The sequence below is a fragment of the Chitinophaga niabensis genome (assembly GCF_900129465.1).
Classification (GTDB): domain Bacteria; phylum Bacteroidota; class Bacteroidia; order Chitinophagales; family Chitinophagaceae; genus Chitinophaga; species Chitinophaga niabensis.
Genome location: NZ_FSRA01000001.1, coordinates 3,009,641 through 3,026,878, shown reverse-complemented (window position 1 = coordinate 3,026,878; position 17,238 = coordinate 3,009,641). Strand labels below are relative to the sequence as shown.

At 46.5% G+C, this 17,238-nt stretch carries 16 protein-coding genes; 1 reads left to right on the top strand and 15 read right to left on the bottom strand.

The genetic code is table 11. From position 1 onward, the window contains the following. Positions 1 to 7: 7 nt before the first annotated feature. The 6 genes from BUR42_RS11825 to BUR42_RS11800 form a co-directional block, all read right to left on the bottom strand. Positions 8 to 391 carry a BlaI/MecI/CopY family transcriptional regulator gene (locus BUR42_RS11825; RefSeq protein ID WP_074239427.1) on the bottom strand — a complete coding sequence of 128 codons (384 nt, stop codon included), beginning with the start codon at positions 389 to 391 and terminating at the stop codon, positions 8 to 10. Between the two features lie 81 nt (positions 392 to 472). Beyond that, a complete protein-coding gene (locus tag BUR42_RS11820; RefSeq protein ID WP_074239424.1) occupies positions 473 to 1,369 on the bottom strand; it encodes a sterol desaturase family protein in 897 nt (298 codons plus the stop codon). Positions 1,370 to 1,494: 125 nt separating this feature from the next. Further along, on the bottom strand, positions 1,495 to 2,115 hold the full coding sequence (locus tag BUR42_RS11815) for a hypothetical protein (protein ID WP_074239422.1): 621 nt from the start codon (positions 2,113 to 2,115) through the stop codon (positions 1,495 to 1,497). 17 nt (positions 2,116 to 2,132) lie between these two features. Continuing rightward, on the bottom strand, positions 2,133 to 3,002 hold the full coding sequence (locus BUR42_RS11810; RefSeq protein ID WP_074239420.1) for a DUF4249 domain-containing protein: 870 nt from the start codon (positions 3,000 to 3,002) through the stop codon (positions 2,133 to 2,135). 23 nt (positions 3,003 to 3,025) lie between these two features. After that, positions 3,026 to 5,395, bottom strand: a complete 2,370-nt coding sequence (locus tag BUR42_RS11805) for a TonB-dependent receptor (RefSeq protein WP_074239418.1) — start codon at positions 5,393 to 5,395, stop codon at positions 3,026 to 3,028. Positions 5,396 to 5,586: 191 nt separating this feature from the next. Beyond that, positions 5,587 to 5,796 (bottom strand): hypothetical protein, encoded by a 210-nt coding sequence (locus tag BUR42_RS11800; protein ID WP_074239416.1) that lies wholly within the window; start codon positions 5,794 to 5,796, stop codon positions 5,587 to 5,589. A gap of 98 nt (positions 5,797 to 5,894) precedes the next feature. Here BUR42_RS11800 and BUR42_RS11795 point away from each other — a divergent pair, with 98 nt between their 5' ends. Continuing rightward, entirely contained in the window at positions 5,895 to 6,890 is a 996-nt protein-coding gene (locus BUR42_RS11795; protein ID WP_074239415.1) for a helix-turn-helix transcriptional regulator, read from the top strand. A gap of 31 nt (positions 6,891 to 6,921) precedes the next feature. Here BUR42_RS11795 and BUR42_RS11790 read toward each other — a convergent pair whose 3' ends face one another. From BUR42_RS11790 to BUR42_RS11750, 9 genes are all read right to left on the bottom strand, one after another. Beyond that, positions 6,922 to 7,779, bottom strand: coding sequence for an NmrA family NAD(P)-binding protein (locus BUR42_RS11790; protein WP_074239414.1), 858 nt, complete (start codon positions 7,777 to 7,779; stop codon positions 6,922 to 6,924). A gap of 83 nt (positions 7,780 to 7,862) precedes the next feature. Beyond that, positions 7,863 to 8,273, bottom strand: a complete 411-nt coding sequence (locus BUR42_RS11785) for an Rrf2 family transcriptional regulator (protein WP_074239411.1) — start codon at positions 8,271 to 8,273, stop codon at positions 7,863 to 7,865. A 110-nt stretch (positions 8,274 to 8,383) separates the two neighbouring features. Next, on the bottom strand, positions 8,384 to 10,594 hold the full coding sequence (locus tag BUR42_RS11780; protein ID WP_074239410.1) for a sodium-translocating pyrophosphatase: 2,211 nt from the start codon (positions 10,592 to 10,594) through the stop codon (positions 8,384 to 8,386). A 113-nt stretch (positions 10,595 to 10,707) separates the two neighbouring features. Continuing rightward, positions 10,708 to 12,228, bottom strand: coding sequence for a bifunctional ADP-dependent NAD(P)H-hydrate dehydratase/NAD(P)H-hydrate epimerase (locus BUR42_RS11775; RefSeq protein WP_074239409.1), 1,521 nt, complete (start codon positions 12,226 to 12,228; stop codon positions 10,708 to 10,710). Between the two features lie 68 nt (positions 12,229 to 12,296). Then, a complete protein-coding gene (locus BUR42_RS11770; protein WP_074239407.1) occupies positions 12,297 to 12,830 on the bottom strand; it encodes a hypothetical protein in 534 nt (177 codons plus the stop codon). 20 nt (positions 12,831 to 12,850) lie between these two features. Next, entirely contained in the window at positions 12,851 to 13,321 is a 471-nt protein-coding gene (locus BUR42_RS11765) for a hypothetical protein (protein ID WP_074239406.1), read from the bottom strand. A 65-nt stretch (positions 13,322 to 13,386) separates the two neighbouring features. Next, positions 13,387 to 14,559 (bottom strand): Na+/H+ antiporter NhaA, encoded by a 1,173-nt coding sequence (gene nhaA, locus BUR42_RS11760; protein ID WP_074239405.1) that lies wholly within the window; start codon positions 14,557 to 14,559, stop codon positions 13,387 to 13,389. 21 nt (positions 14,560 to 14,580) lie between these two features. Next, on the bottom strand, positions 14,581 to 16,176 hold the full coding sequence (locus BUR42_RS11755) for an OstA-like protein (protein WP_084185528.1): 1,596 nt from the start codon (positions 16,174 to 16,176) through the stop codon (positions 14,581 to 14,583). A gap of 5 nt (positions 16,177 to 16,181) precedes the next feature. Next, on the bottom strand, positions 16,182 to 17,180 hold the full coding sequence (locus tag BUR42_RS11750; protein ID WP_074239403.1) for an MlaD family protein: 999 nt from the start codon (positions 17,178 to 17,180) through the stop codon (positions 16,182 to 16,184). Between the last annotated feature and the right edge of the window lie 58 nt (positions 17,181 to 17,238).

Genomic DNA, 17,238 nt, shown 5'->3' with positions numbered 1-17,238 from the left:
AAAAGTTTTATTTCTGCTTTTTTTCCATTTCGTTCAGGTATTGACGTATCTGATCCAGTTCTTCCTGTGAAGAACGATGGTGGCCGAGCGCCTGCATCACCAATTGTGTAGCGGAACCATTATACACGGTATCGATCATCTTATTCAATAATTGCTGTTGTGTGCTTTCGCGGGAAATGCTCGCTTTATAGATATGTGTTTTGGCGCTTGCATCCCTGCTAAGGATCCCTTTTTCATGCATGATCTGCATCAGCTTGAGGGTAGTGGTATAACCAGCTTCTTTACTTTGCTCCAGGATCTCATGCACTTCCCTTACTGTGCTTGCCCCACGTTCCCAAAGGATACCCAGGATCTCCAGTTCACTTTCCGTCGGTTTTATATGCTTGTTCATGTGCGCTTTTTGTTTTGTACGAATATCTTCGTAATCAAATGTACGATACTTTTCGTAATAACAAAATACCCCTTAAAATATTTATATGGATGGCGGAGAAGAAGGAGGAGTGGAAGCAATGGCATCTGCCCTTAACTGACGGGTAGTTTTCCTGCTGCCATCGTGGCTCCAGCCCGGAGGGGCAAATAAATAATGCCATGCATCCCGCCAGGTGGGCGCTTTGCGAAGATCCTTGCCTATTTCAGCCCATTCGTGGGTAGCTATCCTTAAGGGGTTATAGGTTTTAATATTACGGGTGAGCCCAAATACAGGCCTTTCTTCCTCTGGCTGGAAAGTACCAAACATCCGGTCCCAGATGATCAATACCCCGGCGTGGTTCTTGTCCAGGTACTTCAGGTCCGAGGCATGGTGTACCCTATGATGGGAGGGGGTATTAAATATGAATTCAAAAGGCCGGGGGAGCTTATGAATGGCTTCCGTATGGATCCAGAACTGGTAGATCAGGCTGATGGCCTGCATGGTCATTACCATCGCCGGGTGAAAGCCCAGGAATGGCATCCAGAGCCAGAAGGCGAAGGTGCCGGTAAGGTTGCCGGTCCAGTTTTGGCGGAGCGCGGTAGAGAGATTATATTTTTGGGAAGAATGATGTACCACATGAGAGGCCCAGAAGAAACGGATATTATGGCTGAGCCTGTGGAACCAATAGTAGGAGAGGTCGTCTGCAAAGAAACATAACACCCAAACCCACCATAGGCTGGCATCGAGTGTAAAGATCCTGAACTGGTAAATGAGTGTGTAGATCAGATAGATAACTCCTTTGGTGAGCAGGCCTATAAAAACATTCCCCAGCCCCATGGCTATGCTGCTGGCAGCATCTTTTGTTTCGTAAAGCCCTCGTTTGTCCCAGGCGGAAAAGATCACTTCTGCCGTAAGCAGTAACACAAACCCGGGGATGGCATAATGGATCAGGTCAGGCATGAGGATCAATTACAGATTATCAGTTACGAAAACGAATGATGTATATTCTTTCTACCAAAAGTTAACAATTTTTTGCCTAATTGTAACCGCTCATCCGTCATTCGTAACTGACAATCCATAATTAATTAAAACCGTCCTGCCTTGATGGAAAAGTGTGCAGCAGGGCCACTCAGCTTGTCATCTGTAATACCCTGTGTGCTGGAACCGCTTACAAAACGGTAAGAGCCGCCGATAGCAATACGCAGGTAGGAGGTGATGTTCATTTCAAAGTTCACTTGTGGTTCCGCAACGAAAAAGCCGCTGTAATCCAGGTTTTCACTTTCATCAAAACCTTTGTAACGTTCGTTCTTCATCACACCGCCACCACCTATAAGGGCGCTCACGGCAGTGTGGAAGAGCTTATTTGACTTAATGGTATACTCAGGTACAAACCCGGTGTACCACATGTTCCAGTATAAAGTGGGATCTGATGCATTGGTACGCGCCGCTTCAATATTATTCACCAGGGCATAGGCACCTGCGCCAAGCATGAGTTTGCTGTTCAGCATTACGCCTGCATATCCACCCATCAGGATGCCTAATTGATCATCAAAAGTGGTGAACTTAATGGTTGGCGCACCAAATCCGCCTACCCTGATCTTTCCTTTCCCTCCTCCGGCCAGTGATTCGATCTTACTATCCTGTGCATAGCTGAACTGAGCCAGCAGCATGGTAATGAGTACTAAACCTAGTTTCGCTGTTTTCATAAAATGGAATGAAATGATTAACGAATAGTTTTTTCCTTGAACTTAACTGCAGAGGTACCGAACCAACCGAGCACTTTCACATCGCTGGATGCATTGGTGTTCTTCAGGTTGCTTTTTACGTTCTCCAGGATCTTTGCAAACAGGCCACCGTTCTGCAGCTGTGATTCCACATGGGTGAGAAAGGTATGGCTACTCTTGGTAAGGGAGGCCAGGCGCACAATAACCGTTTCATTCAGCTGAAATGGCTTATCCCAGTTGGTAATGCTTTCACTGATGGGAACGATGAATACCGCACTGTCCGACACATATTCCTGGTAAGAACCGTCTACTGCGAATGCATCTCCTACACGGTTGTCCTTAGTATTACGGTAACTCCTTACCCAGTAATAATCAGAGGCTCCCGCCAGGTCCCTGCCGTGAAAACGGGCATAATAACCTTCTTTATTGCTGGCCGAATTTTCTTCTGTTTTGAACTCGTAAGAGATGGAATCAATCTCCGGCACCCTTTTGATGGTATCGATGGCTTCAAACACCTGGGACTTCAACTCTATCCTGAGCTTGTAAGCATGGTTCAATACACCAATGCTTTTATCCAGGCCCGGATCGTGGCTGTACACACCGTTAGCGAAAGTGAAGGGGTAGGTCTTATTGTCTGTGAGGTCTGTTAATACTACTACGGCATCGCTGACAACCGGTGCTGTACCTGTAGATGTGTAGGGAACAGTTTCCGTGATACGGATGCTCTGTTTGCCTGCTTCATTGGTGATCCATGCATCTACCACAGCAAAGGTTTTTCCCTTGGGGATATCGAGGTCTATCACATCTTCACACGAAGTGAAACCTGCTGCTGTAACTAGTATGGCGAATATGTTTATGATCCTTTTCATATAATTCAATGCTTTGCGAATGATTAAAACTTGAAGTTGTAGGTAATGCCGGGGATGATAGAACCGATGATGGAAAGACGAACAGCTTCTTTCTTGCTGGGATCATCCTCGTTCTGCCTGAAGTACACGGTATAAGCATTCCTGCGGGCATATACGTTATACAGGGAGAATACCCATTCTCCTTTCCAGCGTTTTAATTGTTTGCCTTTCCAGGTAACGGAGAGGTCCAGCCTGTGAAATGGTTTCAGGCGGTAGTTGTTACGTTTTTCTGTTGTGTTGTAAGGAATATCCCAGTCCTGGAATTCCAGCCGTGCATCTGCAAACGTTGCAGGCGTACCGGATGCAAATACCCAGTTAGCACCCATGCTGATCCTTTTGGTGAATTCATGCGATACCACCACGTTCACGTTGTGCGTACGGTCGTAACGGTTAATGAACCATTCATTCTGGCTGATGCCGGGTGTTTTACGTTCAGAACGGGAGAGGGTATAACTTACCCAGCCTGTGGTATTACCTACATCCTTTTTAACATAGAGTTCCAAACCATAAGCACGGCCTTTGGACGCCAGCAGGTCTGCTTCAATGAATTCATTCAGGTCAAGGTCAGAGTTGTCGATATAATCCAGCTGGTCCTGCATGGTTTTATAGAACACTTCAGCAGAAAGTTCAAACTTGTCTCCGGGAGCATTGTAAAAATAACCTGCTGTTACCTGATCTGTCAGCTGTGGTTTTACGTTATTGGTCACCGGCGTCCAGATGTCTACCGGGGTAGGGGATGCGGTGTTGCTCAGCTGGTGCATGTATTGTGCGCTGCGGCTGTAAGCAGCTTTTATGGCTGTAGTATTATTCAGTTTATACTTGGCAGAGATGCGTGGTTCCAGGTTGTAGTAATCTGCAATTGTTTTGCCTGCACCAAATTCCTGTGTATGATCCAGGCGTTTGCGGATACCGGCAGTTGTATCTGCATAATAGTAAGCAGTACCTTTTCCGCGGAACTGGAAGCCTGATACACGTACGCCATATTGTACACCAAACTTGCCTGCTTTCAACTCATGATCCAGGTACACTGCACCTTCCAGCGCATTCTTGTCTTTCAGCACGATCTCATTCACATCTTCGCCATCGCTGCCGGTACCTTTACCCGGTTTGAAGGTATAGAGTATGGATTGTACACCAAAGTGCAAGGTGTTGTTGGAGTTCAGGTAATAAGTGAATGCTGGTTTAACACCGTAGTTGATGATGTTGGAGGTCCACTTGTAACTTTGCTTGTTCACGTCTGTTTCTTTGCTTTTGAATTCCAGACTGTAATCGTACTTGGTGTAATAAGTGGTGAGGTTCATGAACAGGCGGTTATTGAAGATGTGGTTCCAGCGGATGGAAGTAGTAGCGTTGCCCCAGTTCATATTCACCTGGTTGCCGAAACCAAACACATCCCTTCCGAAATAACCACTCACAAATAAACTGTTGTTCTTATTGAGATTGAAGTTCACTTTTGCGGTGAGGTCATAAAAATACAGCTTGGTATCCTTCATATCTCCTTTGAGGAAGGGTTTCATTATCACATCCATGTAGGACCTTCTGCCTGCAATGATGAAAGAGGATTTATCTTTCTGAATGGGGCCTTCAACTGCAAGGCGGCTGAAGATATTGCCGATACCGCCGGTAAGCCCCAGTTTCTGGTTATTTCCGTCCTTCATCCTGATATCCAGCACAGAAGCTGTTCTGCCACCGTATTCGGCCGGGAAACCGCCTTTGATCATATTGATGTTCTTCACAGCATCCGGATTGAATACGGAGAAGAAGCCCAACATGTGTGTGGAGTTATAAACGGGTGCTTCGTCCATCAGGATCAGGTTCTCATCTCCTGCACCACCCCGTACGTTGAAGGCAGCAGCGCCTTCACCCACGGTATTGATACCGGGGAGGGTCTGGATAGCACGTAATACGTCCACTTCACCCATGAACGTTGGCAGCTTTTTCATTTCAGCGATCTCCAGTTTGTTCATGCTGGTGCTGAGGGTATTGATATTCTTTTCCTGTTGCTTGCTGGTGATCACCACCTCGTTCAACTGGCGGTCTGCCTGTGCCAGCTTAATATCCTGGCGTTTATTACTCCTGAGATCGATGGTCATCTTAATAGGTTTATAACCCATGTAGGAGTATTGGATCTCGTGAGTGCCGGCAGGGAGGGTGAGGGAGTAGAATCCGTACTCATTGGTTACCGTACCTATTGAGGTGCCGGGTTTACCAATAGAGATACCTATTAATGATTCACCGGAATGTTCGTCTTTAACATATCCGCTAACCGTATACCTTTGCTGTTGTGCCTTTAAGCTAAATGTTGTCAGCAGTAACAAACAAATGAGCGTTAGCGTGTTTGCTGTTGTTTTCATATTGGTTTCCAGGTTTTTTATCGTTTTATTGGATTTTGAGCGTATATGCGCTTTTCCGAGAATATGACGTGCAAAGTAGAGTATACCCCTATAGGTAAGAAATAAATCACATTAAAGGGGGTGAAATAGGGGGCTAACTGATGAAAATCATAGATTATCAGTAGAAAAGGCTGCAATTTAATAGTAGGAAATCAGTCCAGTACAGCGCATTGGTATCCCAGCTTGTGGACAAACGAGATAACATGCTGTTCTTCCAGTTGTTGGCTTATTACCCGCAGGACCTTATCGCAGTCCTCCAGGTCCAGTGTACAGTCGGTGGTGCTGAAATGTCCGGCGATTGCAGAAACGACCCTGTTCTTATCCTGCAGGGTGCTGATGTTTGTTTTGAAGATGCCGATCATGTCTTTTAATTTGAATAATTTTAGGCAAAATTCGCATCCACCGGTTTTTAAAGGTTGCACGAAACGGATTATTATTTATACCTAACGGATTATTTTATATGCCAGTTACCATCAAAGACGATTCCCAGGGCGTACTGTATCATAGCGATGAGAGCTTTGAAGCAGCTACTTACAATTCGCCTGTGTTTGCAGAATCTGTGCATAAGCTGGAATTTGGCTTCGGCAAAGCACAGTTTAATGAAATGCATTTTGATGGCATTATGCTGGGTTTTGGGAGCATGGGCGTATACCAGCGCTTACATATAGAAGGCAAGGACTTTCTGCAGCGGATAGGGATGCATTTTATGCTCAAAGGAGAGGTAACGGCGAACATAAGCGGGATCGCTAAAAACATCAGAACGTCCAGCCATCAGCATAATATCTTTTACAATCCTGAAATGGAAGAATCGCTGCAGATAGAGCCTCAGCCGGAAATGAAGATATTTGGCCTGAGCTTTATGAGTGATAAATTTGTGCAGATCGCAGCGAATAACGGCCCTATACTGGATAGGATGGCAGAAAGGGTAGAGAACCGTAAACCGGTGTACTATTCCAAAGGATACCTTATTACCCCCCGGATGCTGCAAGTGATAGATGAGGTCAGGAATTGCCATTTCACCGGTGGATTAAAGAAACTTTTCCTGCAATCCAAATCAATAGAACTGTTAGCCCTGCAATGTGAGCAGATAGAGATAGAAGGCCGCAAGAGCCCTGAGGTACAGAAAATATCCCGTACAGATGAAGAAAGGATCTATCATGCACGCGATCTTCTGCTGGCGCATGCGCAAGATCCCTTATCCCTCACAGACCTGGCACGTAAAGCCGGGATCAATGAGTTTAAGCTGAAAAGCGGGTTTAAGAAAGTGTTTGACAATACCGTATTCGGATACCTGAGCGATTACCGCCTGGACCAGGCAAAACAGATGATGCGCGAGGGAACGTTTTCTTTTACGGACATTGCGGATGAACTGGGTTACTCTTCGCTTCAGCACTTCAGTAATGCTTTCCGGAAGAAGTTCGGCCAAAGCCCCAGCGAGGTAAAAAAAGGTATGTAGTGATATGCTGCAGCATATCACTGACAATATATTATTGGAAACTGCTTACGTTCGCTTTTGCAAAAGTCTCAAAACTGATCGGTTCTTTACCAGTGATATCCTTAACCGCTGTGGTTACTGCTTCCATGTAACCCGCTCTCACACCCTGGAACAATAAAGCAATATACTGAGCCTCACTGTCAGACAGGCCATGCGCTTTTACCGCCTCCGTCATTTCATCTGCTGTTACCGGAACATACGTCACCTTTTTACCGCTTGTTTTGCTGATGATCTCAGCAGTATCGTATGCATTCAGGGAAGCCGGGCCGGTAAGGGTCAGTTCCTGTCCTTTTAAAGTATCGTCCAGCAGGAGCTTTGCGGACACTGCTGCGATATCCGAAGTGGCGATCATGCTCAGTCTGGCATCTTCCGCAGGGATAATGATCTGTGCCGTAGCTTTAACAGAACCGCTGAATGAACCATCCGAAAAGTTTTCCATGAAAAAGTTAGGGCGCACGATATTATACGTGATACCAGCGTTTTGAAGGTGTATCTCAATCTTACGCAAAGGGCTGTCCGGCAGGTTTTCCATGCCGATAGCGGACAGGAAAACAATTTTTTGTATGCCTGCCTTCTTTGCTTCATCGATGAAAGGGTTCAGCTTCAGATGTGCATCTGCATCCAGCGGCACCGCTGCAAGGAAAACCTTGTCAACGCCGGCGAGGGCAGGAGCAAAGGTGGCGGGATCTTCCAGTACCACTTTTACAGGAGATACATTGGGGGCAGAGGCCACAAACTTTTCCGGGAAACGGGTAGCGGCTTTTACTTTTATACCTTCAGCTGTGAGGGCATCTACAACCTGTTTTCCTGCAAAACCGGTTGCACCGAGAACTAATACCTGATTTGACATTGTTGAAAGGATTAATTGTTATGAATTTTGTTACAGTTATGTATAAATTGTTATGAAAATTATTACAGTTTAAGGTAAAAAAATCAGAAGTACTTTTTAGTGAATTCAGCCAGGGTGATGGAATAAAGCTTTTCGTAGATACTGTTGTCAATTTCCCCGAACAATTCATCCAGCGCGCCGTTGATGCGCGCACCCACCGCACATTGAGGATTAGGCTCATTAGGAGAGTAGCCAAAAACGTGACCATTCTTCACCAGCAGGAAGATGTCTGACATACGGATGTCTTTTGTAGCCTTTCCCAGTCTGCTGCCACCGTTTTTCCCTTCCTTGCTCTCTATCAGGCCCGCTTCCCTGAGTACACTCAGTTCCTTGCGCACCAGCGCAGGGTTACTGTTCAGCGAACTGGCGATATAGTCGGACGATAACCATTCGTCCGGCGCACTGGCCAGCAGTGTGAGAATGTGTACGGATGTTGAGAATTTACTGCGGATCAATTCTGTAATATTTAAAATTACAGTACAAAGATAGGAGGCGGGGATGATACTACCAAAAAAAATCCCGGTAATGATTTATTACCGGGACCATATAATAAGATTGCCATAAATTACTTAGGTAACATAGCTGTTGTTTTCTCTATTGCAACAGGTTTTTTGGCTTCCTGTTCCACCTTAGCCGTAGTTGTCTGGTACTTACCATGTATTTCAGCCAAGGTTGGTGCAATTACAAGTGAAACGATGGACATCAGTTTGATCAGGATGTTCATAGACGGGCCGGAAGTATCTTTGAAAGGATCACCTACGGTATCACCGGTAACAGAAGCTTTATGTGGTTCTGATTTCTTGTAATAGATCTCACCATTGATCTCAACACCTTTTTCGAAAGATTTCTTGGCATTATCCCAGGCGCCGCCGGCGTTGTTCTGGAACATACCCATCAATACACCGCTAACAGTAGCACCGGCAAGGAAACCACCCAGCACCTCAGGTCCAAAGATGAAACCGATCAGGATGGGAGACAGGATAGTGATGGCACCGGGTAACAGCATCTTTTTGATAGAGGCTTCCGTAGAGATGGCCACACATTTGTCGTACTCCGGTTTGCCGGTTCCTTCCATGATACCGGGGATGGTCCTGAACTGGCGGCGAACTTCTTCCACCATGCTCATAGCAGCTTCACCTACCGCGCGGATAGCGAGGGAAGAGAAGATGAAGGGGATCATGGCGCCTACGAAAAGACCAGCCAGTACATCTGCTTTATAGATATTGATAGCATTGTATAGTTTGTATCCATTTGCTTCCACCACACCTACATAAGCTGCAAACAGCGCAAGGGCTGTCAATGCAGCGGAGGCGATAGCGAAACCTTTGCCTGTAGCGGCGGTGGTGTTCCCTACAGCATCGAGGATATCTGTTTTCTCACGAACTTCTTTGGGTAATTCGCTCATTTCTGCGATACCACCTGCGTTATCGGCGATAGGGCCAAAGGCGTCAATAGCCAATTGCATAGCAGTAGTGGCCATCATACCTGCTGCGGCGATAGCAACACCATACAGACCGGCAAGTGCAAATGAACCATAGATACCGCCTGCCAGCACCAGGATAGGGAGGAAGGTAGATTCCATACCTACTGCCAGACCACCGATGATGTTAGTGGCATGGCCGGTGGAAGACTGACGGATAATGGAATTCACCGGGCGTTTGCCCATGGCGGTGTAATATTCAGTGATGATACTCATAAGGGTGCCCACTACAAGACCAACCAGGATAGCGCCATATACACCTGTACGGGTGAATTCATGGGAACGGAGGGTCATGGTTTCAGGAAGGATCCAGTTCACCGCAAAGTAGCATACAATAGCAGTGAGTACAATGGAACCCCAGTTACCCATATTCAGGGCACGTTGAACAGCGCCGGTGCTTAAACCTGCGTTTTCGCCTATCCTTACAAAGAAAGTACCGATGATGGAAAGCACAATACCAATACCGGCAATGAACATGGGCAGGATAACAGGAGCGAGGCCGCCGAAGTTGTCCAGGGAAGTTGTTTCAACACCCAGTACCATGGTTGCGAGTACAGTGGCTACATATGAACCGAAAAGGTCTGCACCCATACCGGCTACGTCTCCTACGTTGTCTCCAACGTTATCTGCAATGGTAGCAGGGTTGCGTGGATCATCCTCAGGGATGCCGGCTTCCACTTTACCAACGAGATCAGCTCCTACGTCCGCAGCTTTAGTATAGATACCGCCACCCACACGTGCAAAGAGCGCAATGCTCTCCGCGCCGAGGGAGAAACCGGTGAGTACTTCAATAGTTTTGATCATTTCAGCAGTACCTGCTTCAGCACCGAAATATGCTTTCAGTGCAATGAACAATCCACCCAGTCCTAAAACAGCCAGGCCGGCAACACCCATTCCCATTACAGAGCCTCCGGTAAAGGAAACTTTCAATGCACGGGCAAGGCTGGTACGGGCAGCTTGCGCTGTACGTACATTCGCTTTGGTGGCTATTTTCATGCCGATGAAACCGGCAGTGGCAGAAAAGATGGCGCCTATAATAAATGCAAGGGCAATCGTCCAGTCTGAATTGTGGTGGGAATATCCCATATAACCTAATAACAGGGCAGCAATGATCACAAAATAGGTGAGGATCTTGTACTCAGCTTTCAGAAACGCCATCGCACCTTCTGCAATATGTTTGGCTATCTCCGTCATTTTTTCATTGCCTGCATCCTGGCGTGAGACCCAGGCACTTTGTACTGCCGTGAATAACAGTGCTAACAGTCCGAATAGTGGAATAATGTAAACTATACTCATACTTTATAAGCCTTTTAAAAATTACAAGGTTGACGAAGATAATGTATTGGGATTTATTTTACTAGTGCTTCCATATATTATGTTGATTAATAATATAGATAGGTGTTTAAAGCTTACTTGCGGAGTTCGAGGTAAGCCTGTCCGAGATAATTGATGATATCCTCTGCAATAAGGGATTCTTCGGAAATATCGTCCGCTGCCAGGTCCCCGGCCAGGCCATGCAGCCAGGCGCCCAGGAGGAGAGCGGCTTTAGGGGTGTATCCCTGTGATAAAAGACCGGTTAAAATACCTGTTAGTACATCCCCGCTGCCGGCAGTGGCCATACCGGGATTGCCGGTGGGATTGAAATAAACAGCGCCATCCGGACAGGCCATGGCGCTAAACCTGCCTTTGAGCAGGATGTAGACCTGTAATTCCACCGCTTTGGCGGAAAGGAGTTCCAGTCTTTCAAACTGATCTTCTTTAGGGCCAAATAATCTTTCAAACTCTTTAGGATGCGGGGTAAGGATCGAATCTTTCGGGAGTTTTTGCAGGAGGAAGGGATATTCACTGATCATATTCAGGGCATCAGCATCCAGCACCATGGGTTTATGATAGAGTTCCATGAGCTTTTCCAAAGCCCTGGCGGTAGCAGCTGCTGTTCCCAACCCGGGTCCCACACCAATAGTAGCATATCCGGGCGCCTGGTGATGTTTGAATGGTTCGTGGAAATGGGCACTGAAAGCAGTGGGCTGGTCCTCCGTTTCACACATCGCTTCCGGCACAGCCGTTTGTAAGATCTCATAACCACGCTGCGGGACATGTACCGTCAATAATCCTGCACCAGCACGGAGGCAGGCCCTGGCGGCCAGAACTGCCGCTCCCATCTTACCATAACTGCCGGCTACCAGTAGTGCATGACCGTACGTGCCTTTATGGGCAAAAGGATCGCGGGGCTGGTAAATGGTTTTAACGATCCGGGGATCAACCACATGATACTTTGTTTCCACGTTGTTGATAAAGTCCGGATGCAAGCCGATAGGGAGGATCACGGTCTCGCCTACACGGGCAGCATTTTCCGGCAGCAGGAAGGCAAGCTTATAGAACTGAAAGCTGAGTGTATAATTGGCATGAACACAGGCTGCATGGCCGGTAACACTGTCTGCCATAAGGCCGGACGGCATATCTATGGATACGATGGTATGCCTGCCGTAGCCATCATTGATCTTGTGAAGGATGGAAGCTACCCATCCTTCAACAGGGCGGGAGAGCCCGGTGCCGAAGATGGCATCTACCACTACGCCGGTTGCTTCCATCAAAGGAAAATCAGCGGGGGAATAGATGGACTGTACGTCCTGTACATAAGGTTGATTGGCCAGGTTATCCGGAGAGGCGGTTGCTGAATGATGTACCATATAGGCATGTACGTTATAGCCCTGGTCCCTTAGTAATCTTGCGATCACTAATCCGTCTCCGCCGTTATTGCCCATGCCGCAGAACACATAAAAGGGCGGGGGTGCCTCTCCGAAAGTATGGACCATCCAGCCGGCACATTCCGCAGCGGCACGCTCCATCAGTAATACGCTGCTGATGGGTTCATGTGTGATGGTGTAAGCATCCGCTTCGCGGATCTGTTGTGCAGAAAGGACTTTCATATCGATAATAAATATACAAAAAGCCCCCCGGAACACCGGGGGGCTTTTTGCTTTGTTTTAAAAAGAAATTATCTGAACGTGTAGCGGGCAGAAACACCCAGCAGCTGTTCTCCGAAGAAATCATGACCACCGTTGAAGTTTACGAATGGTTTGATATCGCCACTGAGGTTCAATGGAATATTCTTAAAAGTATATTCCACGCCAAAGATACCGTCAAGGCCTACAACGGCTTCTGAGTGGTAACGTTTGTTGCCGTTATCATAATAACGGTCTCTCCATACACCAACGTGTGCACCACCGCCGGCATACATGTTCCATTCAGACTTACCGAATACATTCCAGGTGTATTCATACAAACCTGTAAAAGTTACATTCGTTACATCACGATCTCCACTTCCAAAATAATGGCTTACAATTCCTTCAATTGCGTGTGGTCCTTTAATAAAATGCTTTGCGGTAAAACCGATGGTCCATGGGTTAACCCTTACACCAATAGCGGTTTGGTAATCTCCAGGAGAGCCACCGCCACTTGTACGGCGTTGTGCATTTGCCTGGAAGGCCATCAAAGAAAGTACTCCGAAGAGTAACAGGATCCTTTTCATATAGTTGTCTTTGTTTTAAACTACTTTTTATTCCTTCCGAAAATATAACGGGCAGAAACACCAAAGTCTGCCAGTTCGGAAGGAGTGTTGAAATGAAGCGCCGGTTTCCAGTCCAGGCTCAGGTTCAACGGAATGTTAGAGAATGAATAATTCAATCCCACTAATCCATCCACGCCTGCATAGAAGGTTTTATTCCCGCTGATCTCCCTTCCGCCGATATGTGCGCCACCGCCTGCATACCAGCCAAAACCATCAATTGTCAATGCAGAGAGGTCCCAGTGATATTGATACAGCGCAGTTAGTGATGCTCTTGTATTATACAATCCAAAGATGCCTTCTACTGCGGAACGGTCGGTTAGAAAATATCTTCCGGTTGCACCTAATGGCAACCCCAACCTTACACCTGCTTCAATTTGTCCGGCTGCCTGTTGGGCTTTTACGCCCTGTGCAAAGCACAATACAACAAAGGCAGCAATGATGCGATATTTCATGCTGTTAAGTATTTGCAATAACAATGCCAAAGGAATTTCAGTAGGGAAACGGCTATTCAGGAAATTTATTTGATAGCCCTCAAAAAAATGAAACCGGCCAGGCCGGACAGCAGCGATGCCAGTATCACGGACATCACAGAGATCACCTGTATATCAACAGGTTTGAAGGCTAAAGTGGCTATAAATATACTCATCGTAAAACCGACGCCTGCGATCATACCTACCCCCCATAACTGTTTCCAGTTTGTATTGGCGGGAAGGCTGGCTAATTTCAATCTTACAGCTATCAGGCAGAAGAAGAAAATGCCCAAAGGTTTACCCAGTACCAGCCCTGCAATGATCCCAAAACTTACGGAATGGGTAAATGCATGCAGGAGGTCCGGTGGGAATTCTATGGCTGTATTGGCCAGCGCAAAGATGGGCATGATCAAAAAGTTCACCGGATCATGAAGGGTATGTTCAAGGCTGTGGATCTTATTCAACGGAATGCAGAAAGCCAGCAGAACACCTGCGATAGTAGCATGGATACCGGAATTAAAGACACAATACCAAAGCACCAGGCCCGGTATCACATACAGGATAATACGCTGTACTTTTAAATAGTTCATGAGCAGCAGCAACGCAAATACGCCTGCGCCGATGTAGAGGTACAGCATATGCAACGCATCCGTATAAAAGATAGCGATAGCCAGGATAGCGCCCAGGTCGTCTATAATGGCGAGTGCTGTTAAGAATATTTTCAGGCTGAGTGGCACGCGTTTACCTAACAGGGAAAGTATACCAAGCGAAAAAGCAATATCTGTTGCCATGGGAATTCCCCAGCCGTGCGCATATGGTGAGTTCCCATTAAATAACGTATAGATAAGGGCCGGCATTAACATACCGCCAAGAGCTGCAAGTATGGGCAGCAGGGATTTCTTTACGGAAGCCAGTTCTCCTGTGGTTAATTCCCGTTTGATCTCCATACCTACCAGGAAGAAGAACAGGGCCATGAAGCCGTCGTTGATCCATAGCAGCCATGAATTGGGCAGGTGTAAACCTTTGTAATTGTAGTGATGCCCGCCTGCAGGATCAAAGAGGGTGTTAAAGAAACCGGTATAAGCATCCTGCCAGGGAGAGTTGGCGATGATCAGGGAGAGGATAGTACATCCAATCAATACAATGCCTACAGCGCGACTGTCCTGCAGGAATTGAAAAATGGGCGATATAAACCTGTTCTTAAAGCTCCCTGTACTCATGCATAAATATTTTGTGAAAAACTATTGGCCTATCAGTTCGTACTTCGATTTCGGTTTGCGGTTGATCACCCATTTAAATCCCGGCAGCTGCTTTTGTTCTTCCGGCATCTGGGTGAAAGGGTACATGGTGGCTTCTGCTTCTTTCAGGAACACGATCCGGTCCAGCTCTCCATTGGTGAAATAGATATGCGTAGCGGCAGACAACAGCCGGTTGATACTGATAAAGGCACTGTCATCATCCTGCACATAATAGATGTTCTCTGCATTCCCGTTCACATACATGGAATCCAGTTTTTCATCTCCAAAGAAACCCAGTACGGTATTTCCTTTCACCTGGTTATACATACCGGGGCCTACTTCATTCACGATCAAAGCATTCTGATCCAGCAACAGCTTATCTGCCTTCTGGTTTTTGGTGAAGAGGAAGATGGTGTCGCCGGTGAGCTGGTTGCCATTGGCCCAGAGCACGGGATCTTTATAGAGCCGGAAGATAGAATCCACGCCGGAATAGTATACGCTGTCTGCCACACCCTGCAGCGAGTCAGAATAGATCTTCACATGATTATAGGCGATCATGAACCTTTTTTCTGTGGTATCTTTTTTATCCGTAGTGGCAGTGGAATCTACTAAAAGAGAATCTCTTGGAATGATCCCTGAGAAGAGGGTATCCGATGCAACAAACAAAGTATCTGTTTTACCTTCCAGCAGCATCACCGGTTTACGTGTAGCCAGTACCATTTTAGTGAACTGGTTCACAATGCCATAGTTGGCCAGCAGGGATACTTTCTGCGCAGTGTCCCGCCAGATCATGTTGCCGGTTGCGATGGAAATACCGGAAGCCTTATCTGTTTGTATTTCGTTAGCCGTGAAGGTATTTGTGCTGTCTTCAATGATCGGGCGTTTGGTGAAGCTGCCATATCCCACATCCGTGTTGTAATAGCCATCTGTTACATACATCGTCATCTTGCCATCGTTGATGGTGGTAGGAGCGAGGATGGTGGCTATTTTAGTAGTCGTATTATATAAGAGGGTATCAGTCCCTAAAGTAAAGCCGGGGTCTACGATCACCACGTCCTTCTTAAAATACACGTCTTTTGTATCTGCATAATAGAAACCTTCCTGGCTGGTCAGCACAGATTTTTCATTCACCAGTTTACCTGTTTTGGTATAAGTACCGATCTTGGTATTCATATCATATTGCAGCTCAGGGCTGGTGAGCACTATTTTGTTATCTGTGAGCTTGGCATTGCCAACGAGGGTAGCTATACGGGTATTTCCCATATAGATAAGGTTATCGGAATAGGTGTGGATACTATCGTCCTGGTTAATATGCACATGCCCCCATGCCTCGATCATGTTCTTTGCCTGGTTTAACGTGGCACTGTCGCAATACAGCAGGCTGGTGCCTTGCTGGAACACTACACTGCCACGGAAACGCCTTTCATCCACAGAATCTTTTGTGATGAAAGACATATTATCTGCATGGATAATGCGGATCTTTTTTGCAGTATCTTCCTGAACCGGCGTAAGAGGGCGAAGGCTGTTATTTGCTGTGATCAGTGAGGTCATACCAATCCCTGCCAGCAAAATAAGGCCGTATCGTAAAGCTTTTAACATGTCTGTTATTGTAGGTATTTCGCCGTATCGGAGGGGATGGGCACCACTTTGTTCTTTCTGCCAAATACGCTCAGGTGTACATATCTCCAGGGATTATACCGGAGGTCTTCCAGCAGTTTATTGAGGCTGCTGGTAGATGCCTGGAGATTGTTATACACTTTTTTGTCATGGATCAGCAGGCCAAGGGAACCATCTTTGCTATCCAGTTTGGTTACCATATCGTTGAGACGGGTAACGGTGAAACGCAATTGATTCATAGCAGTGTCCAGCGTGCCGTTAGCCAGTGTGCCGGATGCTTTATCAAAGTTGGTCAGGATATTGGAGATCTTGTCGTTGTTATTCTTCAGGTTGGCAGAGATCGATTCAAAGTTGCCGAAGGTGCTGCCGATCTTACCATCTTCCTGGAGCATACCTGTAAGGGAACGGGAGGCAACCGAAAGATTGGACATGGTATTGTTCAAACCGGATATAGTACCACGGATATTATGTTTGGTAGTAGTATCGAACAGTGAGTTTACCGTAAGAAGGAGGGTATCCACTGCGCCAAGTGTTACTTCCAGTTTCTTCACCAATGGGCTTATTTGTTCTTTCAATGCATCTGTAATAGAGCCTGCCACATCAGCGTAAATGGTATCCTTATTTTTAAGGTATTCGTTGGTGTTACCAAAATCTATCTCCACTTTACGGGTACCTAAGAGGTCTGAGCTGATACGGGCCACAGAATTTTTAGGGATCTCGATCTTTTTGCTGATCTGCAGCGTTACCAGGATCCTTCCTGCACGTTGGTCCATTACTTCCAGGCTTTGCACATTCCCCACAGTGAGGCCATTGACCATCACGGCGTTGGAAGGTTGCAAACCGTTTACCTGTGTATATACAGCGTAAATGATCTTTTTATTCGAAAACAAGCTCCGTCCTTTCAGGAGGTTAAAACCCAGTACCAGTAACACAATGCCGGCGGCGGCCAGAATGCCTACTTTCGTTTCATTGGACATTTTAAGCATCGAGATATAGTATAGTTCGTGCAAAAATAGATAAAAACAACGGTGTGGCTTCGTAGGA

Bases quoted from the DNA above. Each gene is read 5' to 3' on its own strand.
- BUR42_RS11815 (WP_074239422.1), bottom strand. From the start codon at position 2,115: ATGAAAACAGCGAAACTAGGTTTAGTACTCATTACCATGCTGCTGGCT.
- BUR42_RS11825 (WP_074239427.1), bottom strand. From the start codon at position 391: ATGAACAAGCATATAAAACCGACGGAAAGTGAACTGGAGATCCTGGGT.
- BUR42_RS11780 (WP_074239410.1), bottom strand. From the start codon at position 10,594: ATGAGTATAGTTTACATTATTCCACTATTCGGACTGTTAGCACTGTTA.
- BUR42_RS11750 (WP_074239403.1), bottom strand. From the start codon at position 17,180: ATGCTTAAAATGTCCAATGAAACGAAAGTAGGCATTCTGGCCGCCGCC.
- BUR42_RS11765 (WP_074239406.1), bottom strand. From the start codon at position 13,321: ATGAAATATCGCATCATTGCTGCCTTTGTTGTATTGTGCTTTGCACAG.
- BUR42_RS11775 (WP_074239409.1), bottom strand. From the start codon at position 12,228: ATGAAAGTCCTTTCTGCACAACAGATCCGCGAAGCGGATGCTTACACC.
- BUR42_RS11790 (WP_074239414.1), bottom strand. From the start codon at position 7,779: ATGTCAAATCAGGTATTAGTTCTCGGTGCAACCGGTTTTGCAGGAAAA.
- BUR42_RS11820 (WP_074239424.1), bottom strand. From the start codon at position 1,369: ATGCCTGACCTGATCCATTATGCCATCCCCGGGTTTGTGTTACTGCTT.
- BUR42_RS11805 (WP_074239418.1), bottom strand. From the start codon at position 5,395: ATGAAAACAACAGCAAACACGCTAACGCTCATTTGTTTGTTACTGCTG.
- nhaA (WP_074239405.1), bottom strand. From the start codon at position 14,559: ATGAGTACAGGGAGCTTTAAGAACAGGTTTATATCGCCCATTTTTCAA.
- BUR42_RS11755 (WP_084185528.1), bottom strand. From the start codon at position 16,176: ATGTTAAAAGCTTTACGATACGGCCTTATTTTGCTGGCAGGGATTGGT.
- BUR42_RS11810 (WP_074239420.1), bottom strand. From the start codon at position 3,002: ATGAAAAGGATCATAAACATATTCGCCATACTAGTTACAGCAGCAGGT.
- BUR42_RS11800 (WP_074239416.1), bottom strand. From the start codon at position 5,796: ATGATCGGCATCTTCAAAACAAACATCAGCACCCTGCAGGATAAGAAC.
- BUR42_RS11795 (WP_074239415.1), top strand. From the start codon at position 5,895: ATGCCAGTTACCATCAAAGACGATTCCCAGGGCGTACTGTATCATAGC.
- BUR42_RS11770 (WP_074239407.1), bottom strand. From the start codon at position 12,830: ATGAAAAGGATCCTGTTACTCTTCGGAGTACTTTCTTTGATGGCCTTC.